20 protein-coding genes and 1 pseudogene are annotated in these 17,729 nt (G+C 70.9%); 7 read left to right on the plus strand and 14 right to left on the minus strand.

Features of this window, described 5'->3' with window-relative positions; translation table 11 throughout:
* Positions 1 to 128 precede the first annotated feature (128 nt).
* The 3 genes from ACXKR8_RS19915 to ACXKR8_RS19925 are packed head-to-tail and all read left to right on the plus strand — an operon-like array spanning position 129 to position 2,124.
* Positions 129 to 1,208 carry a tyrosine-type recombinase/integrase gene (locus tag ACXKR8_RS19915; RefSeq protein WP_458271117.1) on the plus strand — a complete coding sequence of 360 codons (1,080 nt, stop codon included), beginning with the start codon at positions 129 to 131 and terminating at the stop codon, positions 1,206 to 1,208.
* Positions 1,205 to 1,534 carry a helix-turn-helix domain-containing protein gene (locus ACXKR8_RS19920; RefSeq protein ID WP_458271118.1) on the plus strand — a complete coding sequence of 110 codons (330 nt, stop codon included), beginning with the start codon at positions 1,205 to 1,207 and terminating at the stop codon, positions 1,532 to 1,534. Before ACXKR8_RS19915 ends, ACXKR8_RS19920 begins: the two co-directional genes overlap by 4 nt.
* Positions 1,535 to 1,548: 14 nt before the next feature.
* Positions 1,549 to 2,124, plus strand: a complete 576-nt coding sequence (locus ACXKR8_RS19925) for a hypothetical protein (RefSeq protein ID WP_458274247.1) — start codon at positions 1,549 to 1,551, stop codon at positions 2,122 to 2,124.
* Here ACXKR8_RS19925 and ACXKR8_RS19930 read toward each other — a convergent pair.
* Both ACXKR8_RS19930 and ACXKR8_RS19935 read right to left on the minus strand, forming a co-directional pair.
* Positions 2,104 to 3,138: an IS3 family transposase gene (locus tag ACXKR8_RS19930; protein ID WP_458274906.1), complete on the minus strand. Its 1,035-nt coding sequence runs from the start codon at positions 3,136 to 3,138 to the stop codon at positions 2,104 to 2,106. The two genes, ACXKR8_RS19925 and ACXKR8_RS19930, sit on opposite strands and share 21 nt — an antisense overlap.
* Positions 3,135 to 3,533, minus strand: coding sequence for a transposase (locus tag ACXKR8_RS19935; RefSeq protein ID WP_458266979.1), 399 nt, complete (start codon positions 3,531 to 3,533; stop codon positions 3,135 to 3,137). The genes ACXKR8_RS19930 and ACXKR8_RS19935 overlap by 4 nt, the downstream gene beginning before the upstream one ends.
* Before the next feature lie 84 nt (positions 3,534 to 3,617).
* Here ACXKR8_RS19935 and ACXKR8_RS19940 point away from each other — a divergent pair, with 84 nt between their 5' ends.
* Positions 3,618 to 4,715 carry a hypothetical protein gene (locus ACXKR8_RS19940; protein WP_458274248.1) on the plus strand — a complete coding sequence of 366 codons (1,098 nt, stop codon included), beginning with the start codon at positions 3,618 to 3,620 and terminating at the stop codon, positions 4,713 to 4,715.
* 34 nt (positions 4,716 to 4,749) lie between these two features.
* Here ACXKR8_RS19940 and ACXKR8_RS19945 read toward each other — a convergent pair.
* Positions 4,750 to 5,277 (minus strand): annotated as a pseudogene (locus ACXKR8_RS19945) (transposase family protein); the annotation flags it as partial.
* Between the two features lie 97 nt (positions 5,278 to 5,374).
* Between ACXKR8_RS19945 and ACXKR8_RS19950 the strand changes: the two are divergent.
* Positions 5,375 to 6,031, plus strand: coding sequence for an MOSC domain-containing protein (locus ACXKR8_RS19950; RefSeq protein ID WP_458274249.1), 657 nt, complete (start codon positions 5,375 to 5,377; stop codon positions 6,029 to 6,031).
* A 95-nt stretch (positions 6,032 to 6,126) separates the two neighbouring features.
* Here the strand turns inward: ACXKR8_RS19950 and groL are convergent, their stop codons facing one another.
* Both groL and groES read right to left on the minus strand, forming a co-directional pair.
* Positions 6,127 to 7,752: a chaperonin GroEL gene (gene groL, locus ACXKR8_RS19955; protein WP_458274250.1), complete on the minus strand. Its 1,626-nt coding sequence runs from the start codon at positions 7,750 to 7,752 to the stop codon at positions 6,127 to 6,129.
* Between the two features lie 134 nt (positions 7,753 to 7,886).
* The gene (gene groES, locus ACXKR8_RS19960) at positions 7,887 to 8,195 is read right to left on the minus strand and encodes a co-chaperone GroES (protein ID WP_034089847.1); all 309 of its coding nucleotides are present in this window, start codon (positions 8,193 to 8,195) and stop codon (positions 7,887 to 7,889) included.
* A gap of 204 nt (positions 8,196 to 8,399) precedes the next feature.
* Between groES and ACXKR8_RS19965 the strand changes: the two genes are divergently transcribed.
* Positions 8,400 to 9,578, plus strand: a complete 1,179-nt coding sequence (locus ACXKR8_RS19965) for a class I SAM-dependent methyltransferase (RefSeq protein ID WP_458274251.1) — start codon at positions 8,400 to 8,402, stop codon at positions 9,576 to 9,578.
* Positions 9,579 to 9,601: 23 nt separating this feature from the next.
* Here ACXKR8_RS19965 and ACXKR8_RS19970 read toward each other — a convergent pair whose 3' ends face one another.
* The 4 genes from ACXKR8_RS19970 to tsaB all read right to left on the minus strand — a co-directional run bounded on the left by ACXKR8_RS19970 (position 9,602) and on the right by tsaB (position 12,866).
* Complete coding sequence (locus ACXKR8_RS19970) at positions 9,602 to 10,483, minus strand: polysaccharide deacetylase family protein (protein WP_458275033.1); 882 nt, start codon at positions 10,481 to 10,483, stop codon at positions 9,602 to 9,604.
* Between the two features lie 97 nt (positions 10,484 to 10,580).
* On the minus strand, positions 10,581 to 11,654 hold the full coding sequence (gene tsaD / locus ACXKR8_RS19975) for a tRNA (adenosine(37)-N6)-threonylcarbamoyltransferase complex transferase subunit TsaD (protein WP_458274252.1): 1,074 nt from the start codon (positions 11,652 to 11,654) through the stop codon (positions 10,581 to 10,583).
* Complete coding sequence (gene rimI, locus ACXKR8_RS19980) at positions 11,647 to 12,195, minus strand: ribosomal protein S18-alanine N-acetyltransferase (protein WP_458274253.1); 549 nt, start codon at positions 12,193 to 12,195, stop codon at positions 11,647 to 11,649. The genes tsaD and rimI overlap by 8 nt, the downstream gene beginning before the upstream one ends.
* On the minus strand, positions 12,192 to 12,866 hold the full coding sequence (gene tsaB, locus ACXKR8_RS19985) for a tRNA (adenosine(37)-N6)-threonylcarbamoyltransferase complex dimerization subunit type 1 TsaB (protein ID WP_458274254.1): 675 nt from the start codon (positions 12,864 to 12,866) through the stop codon (positions 12,192 to 12,194). The genes rimI and tsaB overlap by 4 nt, the downstream gene beginning before the upstream one ends.
* Positions 12,867 to 12,944: 78 nt before the next feature.
* Between tsaB and ACXKR8_RS19990 the strand changes: the two genes are divergently transcribed.
* On the plus strand, positions 12,945 to 13,520 hold the full coding sequence (locus ACXKR8_RS19990; protein ID WP_458274255.1) for a hypothetical protein: 576 nt from the start codon (positions 12,945 to 12,947) through the stop codon (positions 13,518 to 13,520).
* Position 13,521: 1 nt separating this feature from the next.
* Here the strand turns inward: ACXKR8_RS19990 and ACXKR8_RS19995 are convergent, their stop codons facing one another.
* From ACXKR8_RS19995 to ACXKR8_RS20015, 5 genes are all read right to left on the minus strand, one after another.
* Positions 13,522 to 13,701, minus strand: coding sequence for a hypothetical protein (locus ACXKR8_RS19995; protein ID WP_458274256.1), 180 nt, complete (start codon positions 13,699 to 13,701; stop codon positions 13,522 to 13,524).
* A 120-nt stretch (positions 13,702 to 13,821) separates the two neighbouring features.
* Positions 13,822 to 14,322: a tRNA (adenosine(37)-N6)-threonylcarbamoyltransferase complex ATPase subunit type 1 TsaE gene (tsaE, locus tag ACXKR8_RS20000; RefSeq protein WP_458274257.1), complete on the minus strand. Its 501-nt coding sequence runs from the start codon at positions 14,320 to 14,322 to the stop codon at positions 13,822 to 13,824.
* 64 nt (positions 14,323 to 14,386) lie between these two features.
* Entirely contained in the window at positions 14,387 to 15,853 is a 1,467-nt protein-coding gene (locus ACXKR8_RS20005) for an alpha/beta fold hydrolase (RefSeq protein WP_458274258.1), read from the minus strand.
* A complete protein-coding gene (alr, locus tag ACXKR8_RS20010; RefSeq protein ID WP_458274259.1) occupies positions 15,850 to 17,004 on the minus strand; it encodes an alanine racemase in 1,155 nt (384 codons plus the stop codon). Before alr ends, ACXKR8_RS20005 begins: the two co-directional genes overlap by 4 nt.
* 61 nt (positions 17,005 to 17,065) lie before the next feature.
* Positions 17,066 to 17,698, minus strand: a complete 633-nt coding sequence (locus tag ACXKR8_RS20015; protein ID WP_458274260.1) for a L,D-transpeptidase — start codon at positions 17,696 to 17,698, stop codon at positions 17,066 to 17,068.
* Between the last annotated feature and the right edge of the window lie 31 nt (positions 17,699 to 17,729).

The following is a 17,729-nucleotide window of genomic DNA, read 5'->3' on the forward strand; positions in this document are numbered from 1 at the left end:
CCCCTGTGGTCAGGGCGTTCTTCCTCCTTCGGGTGGCTTGCTGGACGGTGACGTAACTTCGGGATTCCTGAAGCGTTCTCATCTTGTCTGACCGATCTGCGGTCTGGTCGAAGGCGAGGAGGCTCGGGTTGGCTTCGCTGGCGGTCGTGAGGGATCTGCGCGAGTTCCGGGCACCTGTCTCGGCGGGTGAACTGGAGCGATTCGAGACGGACGTGCTGGCCGGCTTCGTGCTCGCGCGGGCGTCGGCGGGCCTGGCGGACAGCACCATCCGCGGCGACGTCGGGAATCTGGAGCAAATGCGGACCTGGTTCGGGCAGCCGTTGTGGGACATGGAGCCGAAGCATGCGGACTCCTACTTCGGCCAGGTCCTGCGAGGGTCGCCCAGCGGCACCCGCCTGGCGCGGTCCCAGGCTCTGACCACGTACTTCGCGTTCCTAGAACTGCGGCACAAGATCGAGATCCACCAGATGACCGGCCGGGTCCTGGAGTGCCCGATCGATGAGATGAACCGGCCTCGCGGGAGCAAGGACGCCCAGCTCCGGATCCCACCGAACACCGCCGAGGTCGCCGCGCTATTCACGGGCTGGGGCGGGGAGTTGGCGACGTGCCGCAAGTTCGGCCCGACGGCCCGGAACTACGCGGCTGCCAGGCTTATGGCCGAGGTCGGGCTGCGGGTCAACGAAGCCTGCCGTCTGGATCTGGGTGACATCAAGTGGGACCTGGGCCGGTTCGGGAAACTACACGTCCGCTATGGCAAGGGCTCGCGGGGTTCGGGCCCGCGTGAGCGCATGGTGCCGTTGATCAACGACGCCGGGCGGACCCTGCAGTGGTTCATCCAGGACGTATGGGCCCAGTTCGGGGGTGACCACACCCGGCCCGGAGTCCCGCTCTTCCCCTCCGAACGCAAGAGCGTGGACGGCTCACCGCGACGGGTCGGCGACGACGCCCTGAGGTCCGGGCTCGCCGACGCGGCGGCAGCCCATCTTCCCGCCTGGACAGACAAGTTGACGCCACATGTGCTGCGGCACTTCTGCGCGTCCGAGTTGTATCTCAACGGCCTGGACCTGATCTCGATCCAGGAAGTACTGGGGCATTCGTGGATCGCCACGACGATGCGCTACGTCCACGTGCACCGCACCCGGGTCGAGGACGCCTGGATGGCCGGCAACGAACGGGCCGCACGGCGGCTGGGAAGTCTGGTCCGATGAAGTGGAACCTGCGGCTGACGGCGGCGAACCATGGCGTCTGGAAGGCTTCCGACCTGCAGCGGAGCCTGGCCGAGCACGGCCTGGTGATCTCAGCGGGGAAGATGTCGGGTCTGTGGTCCGGTCAGCCGGTCTCCCTCAAGCTCGACGATATCGACGTCATCTGTGTGGTCCTAGGCTGCGAGATCACCGACCTCCTGGTCCCCGAGCCCGAGAAGGTGTCCCGGCCAGGACACGGCGACGGGCAGCAGGCGGCGGTGGCTTCCGGCGGGACGGCGCCGAGCGTGGTGCCCCGGCGTCGTGACGGCCGCTCTCTTCCTCCGATGTGACGGGCAACAAGACGATGACACCACCGCGAACGGACAAACCGGCGTCCTCCTGCAAGGCCTGCTTCTCCTGGGGGCAGTTGCCCGGATACTCCTGCCGGGCCTGCTTCACCTTCGCCGGCCTCCACGAGGTGGGCCAGTGCTCGGCCTGCCACCGGTCGGTGCCCACCAAGAAGGGCTACTGCCGGCTGTGCTGGCTGCAGGCGAGCCTGGAGGCCAGGACCAACGGAGATGTCGTCGTTCTCGCGCCCTACCTCGCACAGCTCCAGCACCAGCAGCTGTTCCTGGCCAGGATGCATCGCATCCGCCAGCCCGGCCCCCTGCTGGGCAGGGCGGGCCGCCGTCCCGCGCGGCACGCACCGGAACCCGCACGCTCACCGTCCCCATGGATCCAGATGTCGTTGCTCGACGCGCCCCGGGACTACCGACGCTTCGATCGACGCCGTGACCAGGACCTGGACAACCCCTGGCTCGTCAAGGCACGCCATTTCGCGAGGGAGTTCGGCGAGGCCCGGGGCTGGACGCACTGGACCGCCCCGGAACGTGTCAAGTCAAATGAGACGTTCGTACGGTTATGCGCTCTGTTGTGCTGATTCGGGTTCTCTGCGTTTGGCGGGGTCGTTGATCCACGCCTGATCGGGGATCTTGGGCGGGCGGGGGCGGCGGGCGAAGCGTTCGGGGTGGCGGGCGTATGCCTCGTTGAGCGTGACGGCGCGCTGGTCCTGGACTTGGCCGGCGGTGCCGAAGTGCACGGACGCAGGCGTGTGCAGCCCGATGCCCGAATGGCGATGCTCATGGTTGTAATAGGCAATGAATGAGTCGAACCACTCGCGTGCGTGGTTCAGGGAGTCGAACCGCGCCGGGTAGTCGGCCATGTACTTCGTGGTTTTGAACTGGCTTTCGCTGTACGGGTTGTCATTCGAGACCTTGGGGCGCGAGTGCGAGCGCGTCACGCCCAGATCGATGAGCAACTGCGAGACTTTCTTGCTGGTCATCGAGGTGCCGCGGTCCGCGTGCAGGTGCTCGGGGGCGATGCCGTTGCGTTCGACGGTCTCGCTGATCAACTCCTCGGCGCGCTCGGCCGATTCGGCCATCTCCACGGTGTAGCCGACGACGTAGCGGCTGAAGATGTCGATGATGACGTAGGCGTGGTACCAGATGCCCTTGTCTGGTCCGGCCAGTTTGGTGATGTCCCAACTGAAGACCTGCGAGGGGGCGGTGGCCACGAGTTCGGGGATGGACTTGGCGGCGTGGGTGGCCTGGCGGCGGCGCTCGCCGGTCTGGCCCTGGGCCTCCAGGATCCGGTACATCGTGCGCACTGAGCAGTAGTAGCGGCCCTCGTCCAGTTCGCGCGCCCAGATCTGGGCAGGTGCCAGTTCGGCATAGGCCGGGCTGTTCATCAGTGCCAGGATCCGCGCGCGCTCCGCCGGAGCCAGAGCTGAGGGCGGCGAGGGGCGCGGAGCGCGCTCGCGCGGCGGGGGCGGGTTGAGCCGACGGTAGTGCGTGGCCCGTGAGCGACCGGTCAGCCGGCAGGCCGCAGTGGTGTTCAACTCCCGCTCCAGCGACTGGAAGAGCTCGTCGGCGACCTGCTCGGCCTCGGCTTTCAGCCCGCACTCTTGGAGAGCAGTTCCAAGAGTGCGGAAGCTTTTCCCAGCAGCTCCAGGGCGGCGTCCTTCTGCGCCAGCTCCCGTTCCACGACGGCCAGCCTCTTGCGCAGCCGCTCGGCCTCGGCTGCTTCGGCGGGCCTCTTGGGGCGTGCGGGCGAGGTCCGCCGGTCGGCGAGCGTGGCCATCGCTCCGGCGTCTCGCGCGGCCCGCCACTCGATGATGTGCGAGTGGTACAACCGCTCGCGGCGCAGGACCGCGCCCTTCTCCCCGCTGGGGGCGGCATCGTACTCAGCGACGATCCGCAGCTTGTATTCCGCCGTGAACGTGCGCCGCTTCGGCCGCGGGGCCGGGTCGGGCTCGGGGGCTGTGCGTGAGGTGGTGGTATTGGAAGCCATGCCGGGAATCTCCTGTCTCGCCCATCCAGACTAACCCGGACGAACCGGACGTCTCAGTCGAGACTGTCAGAGAGGGCCCGCGACGTGGACCGCGCACTGGTCATCGCCCTGTCGGGCTTCACCGCCGGAGACACCGTGCGCTACTGCGAGTTGCTCCCGGCCCTGCGGGAACGCGGACTGAATACCGGACGCACCATCGAAGTCCTGAACCGGCTCGGCCTGTTCCAGGACGACAAGCCCACCGTCGCCCGATGGCTGGACCGCAAACTCCAGGGCGTCGCCCCCGGGATCCGCCACGATGCCGAGGACTGGGCACGCACCCTTCTCGACGGCGGACCGCGCAGCAGACCGCGGGGCCAGAGCACCGTCTGGCACTACCTCAGCAGCGTCGCACCCGTGCTCCTGGCATGGTCGAATGACCACGACCACCTGCGGGAAGTCACCCGCGAAGAGCTGCGAGCCGTCGCCGAAGCGCGCCAGGGCAGCGAACTCCACCACACACTCAGTTCGCTGCGGTCGCTGTTCCGGCACTGCAAAGCGACCGGGACCATCTTCCGCGATCCCACCGTCCGGATCCGCCGTGGACGCCGCAGTTACGCAGTGATCCTCCCCCTCGAGGCCGGCCAGATCCATCAGGCGGTAGCCGCCGCGACCACCCCCACCGCCAGGGTCGTGATCCTGCTGGCCGCCATCCACGCCGCCCGGTCCAAGACCATCGCCGAACTCCGCCTCGAGGACATCGACCTCGGCCAGCGCACACTCGTCCTCGCCGGACGCGCCCGCCCCCTGGACGATCCCACGCGCCAAGCAATCACCGACTGGCTCGACTGCCGCCGACAGCGATGGCCGAACACCGCCAACCCCCACCTGCTGATCAACCGGCGAACCGCCCTGGGGACCGAGCCGGTCGGCCGGCTCTGGCTCACCAACCCCCTCCGCCACCAGGTCGCCACCCTTGAACGACTCCGCATCGACCGCCAACTCGAAGAAGCCCTGACCCACGGCCCCGACCCGCTCCACCTCGCCGAGGTCTTCGGCATCGCCGAGATGACCGCGATCCGCTATGCCACCGCAGCCCGCCAGATCCTGGAGTCCTCCGCGGAAACCGACTCCTCAGCTTCCTCCCGAACCCACGGGTCCACCAACGACCAGCACACCAACAGACCCTCGGGTTCCCGCTGAGAACCCCTCAGTTCGCCGGAACCCACGGCGGAGTGATCGTCGCGTAGCGGTGGCGGCGTTTGAGTGCGAAGTCGTCGATGCCGATCACCCGCGGCACGCGCAGTGGAGCGATCGGCAGGCGCATGAGCTTGCGCAGGGCCGTCGAACGGGAGACGGCGAAGGCCAGGGAGCGGGAGAGGCGGGAACCCGCCCGGCCCGCTAACTCCTTGACCACAGAGCCGAGTTGTCTGTCAAGGCGGTGGGTGCGGCGCTGGTAGCGCTCCACGAGGCCGGGCACCTGCTCGCGGAATGTCTGCCGCGGGCATCCCAGAACCGGACAGACCAGACGCCGCAGCCGCACCGAGACGACAACCCGCCGCCCGTCCACCGGCACGTCCATCAGGGTCCGGCCGTGGAAGCCGTGCACCTTCGAGGTCAACGTCCCGCAGGCCGGACACGGCACCGGACCGCCCCGCGTCCGCGCCACGACCCGGATCACCTCGACTTCGTCCGCCACATCCTCCACGACCAGCGCAGACAACCCGGAAAAGACCATTGCCACAAGCGAGTTGACGTCAATCATGCCCAATCTTGGCACGCTGTCACTAATCGTCACCACCGATTACGGGCCAGAGCCTACTTATGTGTGCGCGGGACCGCCGCGCTCTACGCTGAACGGCATGGGGAATCTGCTGTCACTGAACGTCGGCCGGAGCCGCGCCACCGGCCACAGCGATGTCGGCGCCACCGCGATCGACAAGCGCCCGGTTCCTGGCCCGGTCAGGGTCACCGCCCCGGGGCCGCGCGGCAGCGGCGGCAGCGGCAGCGCGCTGGTCGGCGACGAGGTCTGCGACCAGCGGAACCACGGCGGCGACGACCAGGCGGTGTACGCCTACAGCCGCGAGGAGCTGGACGTCTGGGAGCGGGAGCTCGGCCGCGCGCTGCCCAACGGCGTCTTCGGCGAGAACCTGACCACGCTCGGGATCGACACCACCGACGCGCTGATCGGCGAGCGCTGGCAGGTCGGCGGGCAGCTGGTGCTGGAGGTCTGCGCGACCAGGATCCCCTGCCGGACCTTCGCCGGCTGGCTGGACCAGGCCCGCTGGATCAAGCACTTCACCCAGCGCGCGCTCCCCGGCGCCCATCTGCGGGTGATCACCCCGGGCGAGATCAGCGCGGGCGATGCGATCACCGTGCTCTCCCGTCCGGACCACGGCGTGACCAGCGGCATCGTCTTCCGCGCGCTGACCCTGGAGCCCGACCTGCTGCCGCTGCTGGTCCCGATCGAGACCCTCGGCGCCCACCAGCGCGCCCGCGCCCTCAAAAGGGTTCAGTAGGCAAACGCCAAGGGGCGCGAGGAACTGCGCTGCCAACCATGCACTCACGTGCACCAAGCAGCACAGCTCCTCGCGCCCCTACCAGGCGTCAGCGACTAGTGGCTGTGCCCGTGGCCACCGTGGCCGGCCGCAGCCTCTTCCTCGGCCGGCTTCTCGACGACCAGGGTCTCGGTCGTGAGCAACAGCGAAGCGATCGACGCGGCGTTCTGCAGCGCCGAGCGGGTGACCTTGACCGGGTCGATGACGCCGGCCTTGAGCAGGTCGCCGTACTCGCCGGTCGCGGCGTTGTAGCCCTGGCCCTCTTCGAGCTCCGACACCTTGCTGGTGATGACGTAGCCCTCGAGGCCCGCGTTCTGGGCGATCCAGCGCAGCGGCTCGACCAGCGCGCGGCGGACGACGGCGACACCGGTCGCCTCGTCGCCGACCAGGCCGAGGCTGCCGTCGAGCACCTTCTGGGCGTGCACGAGGGAGGCGCCGCCGCCGGCGACGATGCCCTCCTCGACCGCCGCGCGGGTCGCCGAGATGGCGTCCTCGAGACGGTGCTTCTTCTCCTTGAGCTCGACCTCGGTGGCAGCGCCGACCTTGATCACGCAGACCCCGCCGGCCAGCTTGGCCAGGCGCTCCTGCAGCTTCTCGCGGTCCCAGTCCGAGTCGGTGTTCTCGATCTCGGCCTTGATCTGCGCGACCCGGCCGGCCACCTCGGAGGAGTCACCGGCGCCGTCGACGACGGTGGTGTTGTCCTTGGAGACGGTGACCCGGCGGGCGGTGCCCAGCAGCTCCAGACCGGCCTGGTCGAGCTTGAGGCCGACCTCCTCGGCGATGACCGTGGCACCGGTGAGGGTGGCCAGGTCGCCGAGCATGGCCTTGCGGCGGTCGCCGAAGCCGGGGGCCTTCACCGCGACGGCGTTGAAGGTGCCGCGGATCTTGTTGACGACCAGGGTCGACAGCGCCTCGCCGTCGACGTCCTCGGCGATGATCAGCAGGGGCTTGCTGGCGCCGCCCTGGAGGATCTTCTCCAGCAGCGGGAGCAGGTCCTGGATCGAGGAGATCTTGCCCTGGTGGATCAGGATGTAGGGGTCCTCCAGGACCGCCTCCATCCGCTCCTGGTCGGTGACCATGTAGGGCGACAGGTAGCCCTTGTCGAACTGCATGCCCTCGGTGAACTCGAGCTCGAGGCCGAAGGTGTTGGACTCCTCGACGGTGATGACACCGTCCTTGCCGACCTTGTCCATCGCCTCGGCGATCAGGTCGCCGACCTGCTGGTCCTGGGCGGACAGACCGGCGACGGCAGCGATGTCCTCCTTGCCGTCGATCTCACGGGCGATCGAGAGCAGGTGGTCCGACACGGCCTTGACGGCGGCGTCGATGCCCTTCTTCAGCCCGGACGGACCGGCGCCGGCGGCGACGTTGCGCAGACCCTCGTTGACCAGGGCCTGGGCCAGCACGGTGGCGGTGGTGGTGCCGTCACCCGCGATGTCGTTGGTCTTGGTGGCGACCTCCTTGACCAGCTGCGCGCCAAGGTTCTCGTACGGGTCGTCGAGCTCCACCTCACGGGCGATGGTGACACCGTCGTTGGTGATGGTGGGAGCGCCGAACTTCTTGTCGATGACGACGTTGCGGCCCTTGGGGCCGAGCGTCACCTTCACGGTGTCGGCCAGCTTGTTGACGCCACGCTCGAGCGAGCGGCGGGCGTCCTCGTCGAACTTCAGGATCTTCGCCATGCTTAGGGTTTCCCTCTCAAACAACCGAGCCCGGGCACCCGGTCTCACTCAGTGAAGACTGGGGGCCCGGGCGGGGTCACGACTCTGCGGTCAGCGTCGTGGCTGCAAAACAGCCAGGTGGTACTTCTCGACTACTACTTCTCGACGATCGCGAGAACGTCGCGGGCCGAGAGGACGAGGTACTCCTCGCCGTTGTACTTGACCTCGGTGCCGCCGTACTTGCTGTACAGCACGATGTCGCCGACGGCGACGTCGAGCGGCAGGCGCTGGCCGTCCTCGAAGCGACCCGGGCCAACGGCCAGGACAACGCCCTCCTGGGGCTTCTCCTTCGCCGTGTCCGGAATGACCAGGCCAGAAGCCGTGGTCTTCTCGGCTTCGAGCGGCTGGACCACAATGCGGTCCTCGAGCGGCTTGATGGCAACCTTGGAGCTGGTGGTCGTCACGTTCCGACCTCCCCCTTCGGAGATCACGGGGTGATTCATGTCTTGGGTCGCGAAGAGTGTGGTGCGAAACCGTCGTCGCGGTGCCGGAATCGCCCCTTCGCGGGGTTAGCGCTCTCACAAGGAGAGTGCCAACGACGACACTAGGCCGCCGTTAGCACTCAGTCAACCAGAGTGCCAACGACGCGCTTACGGGATGATGTCCGGGTGGAGACCGAATCGTTCCTGGCCCTGCTCACCGACGAGGGCCAGACCCTGCTGGCACAGCTGCGCGACCACGCCCCGGGGCAGGAGCTGGCGGTGGCGACCAGGCTGCGGCGTTCGCACCCGGCGGAACTGGTGTCGGCCGCGATCGGCCAGGCCCGGCTGCGGCAGCGGGCGGTGGCCAAGTTCGGCGCGGCCGACGCGGGGCGGATGTACTTCACCCCGGACGGGGTGGAACAAGCCACCCGAAAGAGTGTCGCCGAGTGGCGCGCGCAGCGGTTCAAGAGCCTGGGCGTGGCCCGGCTGGCCGACCTCTGCTCGGGCGTGGGCGGCGACGCGGTCGCGCTGGCCCGGGCCGGCATCCAGGTCCTCGCCGTCGACCGGGATCCGCTGACCTGCGCCGTCGCCGAGGCCAACGCGGCGGCGCTGGGCCTGGACGGACTGATCGAGCAGCGCTGCGGCGACGTCGCCGAGGTGGCCCTGGACGGGTACGACGCGGTCTTCGTGGACCCGGCCCGGCGCGGGGGCCGCGGCAGGATCTTCGATCCTGAGTCGTATTCGCCGCCGCTGAGCTGGGCGGTCGCCGCCGCCCGGCAGGCGCCGTTCGCGGCGCTCAAGGTGGCCCCGGGCATCCCGCACACCGCCGTTCCCGAGGGCGCGGAGGCCGAGTGGGTCTCCGACGGCGGGGACGTCAAGGAGGCGGTGCTCTGGTTCGGCACCGACCCGGCCGTGGAGCAGCCCCATCGCGCCACCCTGCTCCCCTCCGGCGCGACCCTCGCCGGCGGCCGGCTCCCCGACCCCGAGCCGGGGCCGGTCCTCAGCTACCTCTACGAGCCGGACGGCGCGGTGATCCGGGCCCATCTGGTCGCCGAGGTGGCCCGGGAACTGGACGCGACGCTGATCGACCCGACCATCGCCTACCTGACCGCCGACACCCTGCGAGCGACCCCGTTCGCGACGGCGTACGCCATCAGCGATGTGCTTCCGTTCGGGCTGAAGAAGCTCAAGGCGCTGCTCCGCGAACGCGGTGTCGGCACCGTCGTCATCAAGAAGCGGGGCTCGGCGGTGGAGCCGGAGGACCTCCGCCGCAGGCTCAAGCCGCAGGGCCCGCACTCCTGCACGGTCTTCCTGACCCGGGTCGCCGGCGCCCCGATGATGCTGCTGGGGCAGCCCGCTGACTGAGCGGCAGCTGGACCACGGCCGAGCTACGGCCGCTGGATGTAGTCGTCCAGGCGGGCGACGGTGAAGCCCTGCTCCTCGATCCGCTTGACCATGTTGGCGAACATCTTGGTCATGCTCTCGCCCTTGAGCTCGGACGGGCCGCGGAAGTGGGCCAGGATGATGTCGCCGTCGTGCAGCTTGTGCACCGCCGTCTGGTACTGGAAACCGGTGATCTGCATGGTCTCCTTCCAGTAGACGATGGCCCGCGGACCGCAGGCCTGGACCGCGGTGTTGAGGCTGTCGGTGTGGGCGCCGGCGCCGTACGGGGGGCGGAACAGGAACGGCGCGGTGCCGTACTGGGTGGTGAGGATCTTCTGGTCGCCGCAGACCTCCTCCTTCTGCCGGGCCTCGGAGATGGTGTTCATCGCCGGGTGGTGCAGGGTGTGGTTCTGGATGCTGTTGCCCAGGGCCTGCAACGGCTTGAAGTAGCCGTAGTCGTTCTTGATGGTGTCGTTCATCAGGAACATCGTGAAAGGGATCTTCAGGTCCCGCATCATCTGGACGAACCTGGGGTCCTTCTCCGCGCCGTCGTCCAGGGTGATGAAGACGACCTTCTGCGTGGTCGGGATGCTGTCGAGGACCGGCACCTTCCCGGTCTTCGTCAGCTTGACCGGGCGGTCGGCGGGCGGGGCCGGGGTCGGCAGCAGCGGTTTGAGGCCCCACTTCTTCCACAGCGCGGCGGAGACCGCGGCCGAGTCGGAGGAGGGCGCGCCGGCCGAGGGGGCGACCGTCCCGGCGCTCGACAGCGGGCTCACCGACGGCGCAGGTGTCGACGCGGAGTCACCACCGCCACCGCTGCAGCCGGTGGCCAGTGCCGTCAGGGAGAGAGCCCCCGCCGCCAGTGCGAGGGCCCTGCTGTTCCGCATCACCGTGCTGTGCTCCCTGCGTCCGACCAGCCCCGTTGTCTGCACAGCAGGACGCTATCGGCTCCCAGGCAGTTCCCAGTCGGTAGTCAGGTAAGGATTATTCAGAGAGCCGGTGCAGCTCGTCGTGGGTGGCGGGGACGTGAGTCTCGGTGACAGGCAGTGACGAGTCGGCTGAGAGGTCGAACGAGGACGGGGTGCGGTTGCGCCAGACCATCTCCGAGCCCAGGGCCGCCACCATGGCCCCGTTGTCCGTGCACAGCTTCATCCGGGGCACCCGCAGCTCGATCCCGGCCCGCTCGCAGCGCTCCAGCGCCATGGCCCGCAGCCGCGAGTTGGCGGCGACCCCGCCGCCGATCATCAGATGGTCCACCCCGTGGTCCTTGCAGGCGCGGACCGCCTTCCGGGTAAGAATGTCGGTGACGGCCTCCTGGAAGGACGCGGCCACGTCCCGGACCGGGACCTCCTCGCCCGCGCGCCGCTTGGCCTCGATCCAGCGGGCCACCGCCGTCTTCAGGCCGGAGAAGGAGAAGTCGTAGGCCGCGTCGCGCGGCCCGCTGAGCCCGCGCGGGAACGTGATCGCCTCGGGGTCGCCCTCGGCGGCGTAGCGGTCGATCACCGGGCCGCCGGGGAAGCCCAGGCCGAGTACCCGGGCCACCTTGTCGAAGGCCTCCCCCGCCGCGTCGTCGATGGTCGCGCCGAGCGAGCGGACGTCGCTGGTGATGTCGGAGGTGAGCAGCAGCGAGGAGTGCCCGCCGGAGACCAGCAGCGCCATCGTCGGCTCGGGCAGCCGGCCGTGCTCCAGCTGGTCCACGCAGATGTGCGAGGCCAGGTGGTTCACCCCGTAGAGCGGCTTGCCGAGGGCGTAGGCGTAGGCCTTGGCGGCGGAGACGCCGACCAGCAGCGCCCCGGCCAGACCCGGGCCCGCGGTGACGGCGATGCCGTCCAGGTCGCTGGCCTTGATCCCGGCCTCGTCCAGGGCCCGCTGCACGGTCGGGACCATCGCCTCCAGGTGCGCCCGGCTGGCGATCTCGGGCACCACCCCGCCGAACCGGCTGTGCTCCTCCACGCTGGTGGCGACGGCGTCGGCGAGCAGGGTGGTGCCCCGGACGATCCCGACGCCGGTCTCGTCGCAGGAGGTCTCGATGCCGAGGACCAGCGGTTCGTCAGCCATCGTGGCTCAGTGCTCCTACGTCGTTCTTCGCCGAGGGGGTCGGCGAGGGGGTGGGGAGGGTGAGGTCGTCCAGCCGCATGACCAGGGCGTCGACCCCGGAGGGCTGGTAGTAGTTGCGGCGGATGCCGATCGACGCGAAGCCGAAGCGCTCGTAGAGCCGCTGGGCGCGCGGGTTGTCCACCCGCACCTCCAGCAGCAGCTCCTCGCAGCCGGCCGCGGCGGCCTGCTCGATCAGCACGGTCAGCAGCCGGGCGCCGAGGCCGGTGCCCCAGTGCGGCTGCGCCACCGCGATGGTCTGCACGTCCCCGCTGCCGGCCACCGCCATCAGGCCCGCGTAGCCGACGATGGTGCCCGCGGCGTCCTCGGCGACGGTGTACCAGCGGGTGGCCCGGGGGTGCCGGGTGTCGGCGAGCTCGGACCAGAACATGCCGGTGGACCAGGCGTCCTCGGGGAACAGCTCGCGTTCGAGCTGGAGCACCGGGGCGATGTCCCACCAGCGCATCTCCCGCAGCGTGGTCGTCTGCGGGGTCGTCGCGGTCATGCCGGCAGGACCGTCTTGTAGTTCTTGGGCACCTCGGCGTCCGGGCGGCGCAGGTACAGCGGCGTGGGCGCCGGCAGCGGGCGGCCCGCCGCCAGCTCGCCGGCGGCGTACGCCGCCAGCGCGGCGGCCGACTGGTGCGCGGGCATGCCGGGGACGAGGCGGCCGAACACCTCCGGGTACAGCTCCGCGCCCGCGCCCACCGCGGGGACGGCCCCGAGGCGCTCGGCGAGGTCGGCCGGGCGGTCCACGGCCGGTCCCTCCACCCTGGCGCCCTCGGCGTCGTAGGAGGCCCAGTAGACCTCCTTGCGGCGCGCGTCGGTGGCGGCGGTGAAGGCGCCCGTCAGCCCGGCCGCACGAGCCGCGTGGGCGATCCCGTCCAGGGTGCAGGCCCCGTGCACCGGGATGCCGAGCGCATGGCCGAGCGCGGCGGCGGTGACCAGACCCACCCGCAGCCCGGTGTAGGGGCCGGGACCCGTTCCGACGACGATCGCGCCCAGCTGCTCCTTGCCCACCCCGGCGGCGCGCAGCACCCGGTCGATGGTGGGAAGCAGCAGCTCACCGTGGCGGCGGCCGTCGACCTGGTCGGCGGCGGCGAGGGTCGCTCCGCTCCCGGTGTCGTGGACGGCGGCGGTGACGGCGGGGGTCGCGGTGTCGAACGCAAGCAGAAGCACCCCACCAGGTTAGACGGATACCGGGGTGAGGATGAGAAGCTGGGCTTTTGTAAGAGTTTCCGGCACATGGGGAGAGTCGTGGCAAGGATCGGTTCCGGCACCGTCGTCACCGGGTTGACGGGGTTGGCGCTCGCGCTTGTCACGCTGCTGGCGCTGCAGGCGAAGAGCTCCGCGCACGAGACCCCGGTGGCCGGCGGCGGCAAGCCGGGAGCGTCGCCGACCGCCACGGCGGGCCCGTCCGGCCGTCCCAGCGCCTCGCCCAAGCCGGTCGCGGTCCCGGCGCACTCGGGCACCGGCAAGCGGATCGTCTACTCGCTGGGGGCGAACCGGGTCTGGCTGGTCGACCCCGCCAAGCCGGCCGTCGACCGCACCTTCACGGTGCAGCCGAGCACGGTCGACCCGCTGGTGGGCAACTACAGCGTCTACCGGACCACGGCCACCCCGTACCAGGGCTCGGACGGGGTCAACGTCAAGAACGGCGTGCTCTTCGCGCAGCACGGTTCGACGGTGATCGGCTTCAGCTCGGCCGTGGACGGCACCACCCCGACGCCGGACCCCAACAAGAAGACCGGCGGCATCAGGGAGACCCTGGGCGACGGCCAGGCCCTGTTCGACTTCGCCCCGAACGGGACGAAGGTCGTCGTCGTCGCCTGAGTCAGGCCGCTGCGGCCCGGCGCTGATGCCCGGATGACGGCTGCTCCGCGGCCTCCCGCTGCGGCTCGGCGGTCTCGGGCCCGCTCGGCGGGGTGCTCAGCGCGGTGGCCGAGCGGGTGGCGGCGAGCAGCGCGGCCACGCTGACGGACCGTTCCCCTGGGTGGGTGGTCGTGTCGGACATGTCGCCTCCCGTGGCTCCGCCGCGCAGCGCGTTCCTGTGAGGAACATCTTCCCGACAGCGCGTCGGAATAACAACCGGTGCCGACCAACTCTCTCGGCGGCCCCTCCCTCCCCGTCCTCCTCAGAGGCGGGACCAGTCGACGGCTGACCAGCGGTCGCCCAGGCCGGTGAGGGTGACCAGCCGCTCGTCCGGGCCGTCCTCGATCGACAGGTCGTCCCCGCCGAGGGCGCGGGCGATGCGTACCTCCAGCCGGGAGTCGGCCAGCTCCTCGACCTTGCCCTCGCCCCACTCCACCACCACCACCGAGTCGGACAGCGCCACGTCCAGGTCCAGGTCCTCCATCTGGTCGAGGCCGCCGCCGAGGCGGTAGGCGTCGACGTGGACCAGGGCCGGGCCGCCGGTCAGCGAGGGGTGCACCCGGGCGATGACAAAGGTCGGCGAGGTGACCGCGCCGCGGACGCCGAGGCCCTCACCGAGGCCCCGGGTGAGGGTGGTCTTGCCCGCGCCCAGCTCGCCGGAGAGCAGCACCAGGTCGCCCGGGCGCAGCAGCCCGGCCAGGCTGCGGCCGAGGTCCTGCATGGCTGCGGGGTCGGGAACGGTGGCGGTGGTGGTGTTGCCCATGGTCCTGCGGCTGCCTTTCCTGGTTCCGGTGCTGCTTGCTTCTCAGAGCTTCAGATTCAGAGCGTCAGATCAGAGCCGGCGGTGCGACGCCGGCCTCCGGCAGGCCCAGTGCCAGATCGCGGACGGCCTGCGGCAGCGGCGCGCCGGTGCGCCGCGCGGCCTGTTCCAGCAGCAGCGCCAGCTGGGTGTTGACCAGGTCGGGCCGCTCCAGCAGGACCAGGTGGCCGGCGTCCTGGACGATCACCAGCTCGGCGTCCGGCAGCTCGGCGGCGATGGCCTCGCTGTGGGCGGCCGGGGTGAGCAGGTCGCGGGTGCCGGCCAGGACCAGGGTGGGTATGCCGCGGAAGGCGGCCAGCGCGGCCTTCTTCTCGTGCAGGTCGAAGGCGGGGAAGAACTCGGCGACCACGTCGATCGGGGTGGCCTCCAGCATCCGCTGGGCGAAGCGCTCGACCGCCGGGTCCACGTCCTCGGTGCCGAAGGAGAACTTGCGGTAGAGCACCGAGGTCAGGTCGCTGCCGAGGCGGCGGCTGCGTTCCACCAGGTCGCGCTGCCGGCCCAGGGCCTTGAGCACGCCGGGGGCGAGCCGGTGCAGCACCTTGGCCCCGTAGCCGGGCAGGCCGAGGGTGACCCCGGACCAGCCGCCGGAGGTGGTGCTGATCAGGGCGACGGCGGCCACCCGGTCGGCGAACAGCTCGGGGTGCTGCTCGGCGAGGGCCATCACGGTCATGCCGCCCATGGAGTGGCCGATCAGGACCAGCGGCCCGGTCGGGGCGACCGCGTCGATCACGGCCTTGAGGTCGCCGCCGAGCTGGTCGATCGCGGCGGGCTGCCCGGCCAGGTGGCTGCGGCTGCGCTCGGAGCGGCCGTGGCTGCGCTGGTCCCAGAAGACCAGCCGCAGGCCCTCCCGGAAGGCCGCCCGCTGGAAGTGCCAGGAGTCCTGGTTGAGGCAGTAGCCGTGGCAGAAGACCACGGTCAGCGGCGGGGTGGGGGCCATCCCGAGCCAGCTGCCGACGCCCGACAGGACGCCGCCGAGCGGGCCGCCGCCGGTCGCCTGGACCCCGCCCGCGGGCCGGAACCGGCCGAGCCAGCCCTTGCGCCCGCCCGTCCCGTTGGCAGCACCGGCGCCGTTCGCAGCCGTAGCACTGCCGTTGGCGGCGTCGTTGCTGGTCACCATGGGTGCCTCGGCGCCCGGGCCGGGCCAGCCGCCGCCGTCCAGCTCCACGTACAGCTCGGTGCCGTCGGGTGCGGCGACGGTCTGCGGGCGGCCGCGCAGCGAGCCGAAGGGGGTGGCCGCGTCCACCTCGATGCCGGCCCGGCGGCGCATGTCCCGGCCGAGGGCGAGCCGCTCCACGGCGACCCCGGCCGCGGCGCCCGCGGCGACCACGCCGACGGTCAACCCGACCAGGCCGGCCCGGCGCCAGCGCCCGGCCGCCACGTCGCCCACCACGGACCCCGCTGCCGCCGCCACCTGTCGGCCGGCCTCGGCCGCTGCCGCTCCGGCGACGGCGGAGATGCTCTCCTCGCCGCTCATCCGCTCCCCCTGACGTCCGTCCCGGCCCCCGTGTACCGGCGAGGGACTCTTGCCCCGATCCTGGTGACAATCTCGTAGGAGATCGTCCCGGTCGCGCGGGCCCAGTCCTCGGCGGTGGGCTCACCGCGGTCGCCCGGGCCGAACAGCACGGCCAGGTCGCCGACCTCGGCCAGGTCGCCGCCCAGGTCCACCACGAACTGGTCCATGGCGACCCGTCCGGCGATGGTGTGCCACTTGCCGCCGATCCACAGCGGCCCGGTGCCGCTGGCGTGCCGGGGGACGCCGTCGGCGTAACCGATCGGGACCAGCGCCAGCGTGGTCTCGCCCTGGGTGGTGTAGCTGTGGCCGTAGCTGACGCCGTGTCCGGCCGGCACCCGCTTCACCTGGGCCAGCCGGGCCTGAAGGGTCATCACCGGGCGCAGCCCGAAGTCCTCGGGCCCGCCGACCTCGGGCACCGGGGAGAGCCCGTACTGGGCCAGCCCGGCCCGGACCAGGTCGAAGTGGGTCTCCGGCATCAGCAGGGTGGCCGGGGAGTTGGCGAGGTGCCGCACCTCGGGCCGCAGGCCGGCCGCGTCGGCGACGGCCAGGGCCTCGTGGAAGGCCGCGAGCTGGGCGGCGTTGGCGGGGTGGCCCGGCTCGTCGGCGCAGGCGAAGTGGGACCACACCCCGGCCACGGTGAGCAGCCCCTCGGCCTCGGCCGCGCGGGCGGCGGCCACCAGCGCGGGCCAGTCGTGCGGCTGGGCGCCGTTGCGGCCCAGGCCGGTGTCCGCCTTGAGGTGGATCCTGGCCGGACGCCCTGTGGCCCGGACCGCGTCCAGGACGTGCCGCAGCGCCCACTCGCCGCTGACCGAGATGTCCAGCTCGGCGGTGACGGCCTGCTCCCAGGGCCCGGCGGGCGTCCACAGCCAGCAGAGCACCCGGGCCAGGGCCGGGGTGATCCCGGCCGCGCGCAGCCCCAGCGCCTCCTCGGGCGTGGCGGTGCCGAGCCAGGTCGCCCCGGCGTCGAGGGCCGCCAGGGCGCAGGGCACCATGCCGTGGCCGTAGGCGTCGGCCTTGACCACGGACATGACCGCGGCCGACCCGGTACGGGCGCGGAGGGCACGGATGTTCCCTCGCAGCGCGGCCAGGTCGATCACGGCTTCGGCACGCATCGCAGTTTCCATTGCCGGTGATTCTCCCAGACCGAGGGGGCTGCCCGGCGAGCGCGGCCGATCAGGTGCCGGGCTTGCGCCCGAAGATCTTGACCGGGTCGTGCAGCTTGAGGATGCTCCAGGCCTTCTTGGCGTCCCAGGTGTTCATGTTGACGCAGCCGTGCGAGCCCGGCGGGGTGGACATCGGCTCATTGAGGCCGTGCAGCGCCTCGCCGCCGGAGAAGAACTCGCTGTAGGGCATGGCCACGTTGTAGAGCGTGGACCAGTGGTTGATCTGACGGCTGTAGATGTGCCAGAGGCCGGTCCTGGTGGCGTAGCCGCGGCGGCCGGTGCGGACCTGCACCGGGCCGAAGACCACCTTCTTGCCGACCTGGATCCACATCCGCTGGTGGGTCAGGTCGACGCAGGCGATCCGGCCCAGGTTGGTCGGGCAGAGCCCGGCGGCGTTGGGCCCGGCGGCCTTCGCCACCGCGGCCTTCGCCACCGCGGCCGTCGCCGCCACGGCCTTCGGCGCGGCGGCCTGCTGTGACACGGCCTGCTGCACCACAGCCCGCTGCATCACGAACTTCTGCGGCGCGGCGGCCTGCGCGTCGGTCGCCCCGACACACGCCGTCGCGACGATCCCGGCCCCGGCAAGCAGCGCCCCGGTCCGCTTGGTCAGTTTCAACTGGCCCTCACCCTCTGTCCGTTCCATCAGCACTCTTACCTATGAGAGGCCGTGGTCA

It is taken from the genome of Streptacidiphilus sp. PAMC 29251 (assembly GCF_054208735.2).

Bases quoted from the DNA above. Each gene is read 5' to 3' on its own strand.
- ACXKR8_RS19920 (WP_458271118.1), top strand. From the start codon at position 1,205: ATGAAGTGGAACCTGCGGCTGACGGCGGCGAACCATGGCGTCTGGAAG.
- ACXKR8_RS19925 (WP_458274247.1), top strand. From the start codon at position 1,549: ATGACACCACCGCGAACGGACAAACCGGCGTCCTCCTGCAAGGCCTGC.
- ACXKR8_RS19935 (WP_458266979.1), bottom strand. From the start codon at position 3,533: ATGGCTTCCAATACCACCACCTCACGCACAGCCCCCGAGCCCGACCCG.
- ACXKR8_RS19950 (WP_458274249.1), top strand. From the start codon at position 5,375: ATGGGGAATCTGCTGTCACTGAACGTCGGCCGGAGCCGCGCCACCGGC.
- groL (WP_458274250.1), bottom strand. From the start codon at position 7,752: ATGGCGAAGATCCTGAAGTTCGACGAGGACGCCCGCCGCTCGCTCGAG.
- ACXKR8_RS19970 (WP_458275033.1), bottom strand. From the start codon at position 10,483: ATGCGGAACAGCAGGGCCCTCGCACTGGCGGCGGGGGCTCTCTCCCTG.
- tsaD (WP_458274252.1), bottom strand. From the start codon at position 11,654: ATGGCTGACGAACCGCTGGTCCTCGGCATCGAGACCTCCTGCGACGAG.
- rimI (WP_458274253.1), bottom strand. From the start codon at position 12,195: ATGACCGCGACGACCCCGCAGACGACCACGCTGCGGGAGATGCGCTGG.
- ACXKR8_RS19995 (WP_458274256.1), bottom strand. From the start codon at position 13,701: ATGTCCGACACGACCACCCACCCAGGGGAACGGTCCGTCAGCGTGGCC.
- tsaE (WP_458274257.1), bottom strand. From the start codon at position 14,322: ATGGGCAACACCACCACCGCCACCGTTCCCGACCCCGCAGCCATGCAG.
- ACXKR8_RS20005 (WP_458274258.1), bottom strand. From the start codon at position 15,853: ATGAGCGGCGAGGAGAGCATCTCCGCCGTCGCCGGAGCGGCAGCGGCC.
- alr (WP_458274259.1), bottom strand. From the start codon at position 17,004: ATGCGTGCCGAAGCCGTGATCGACCTGGCCGCGCTGCGAGGGAACATC.
- ACXKR8_RS20015 (WP_458274260.1), bottom strand. From the start codon at position 17,698: ATGGAACGGACAGAGGGTGAGGGCCAGTTGAAACTGACCAAGCGGACC.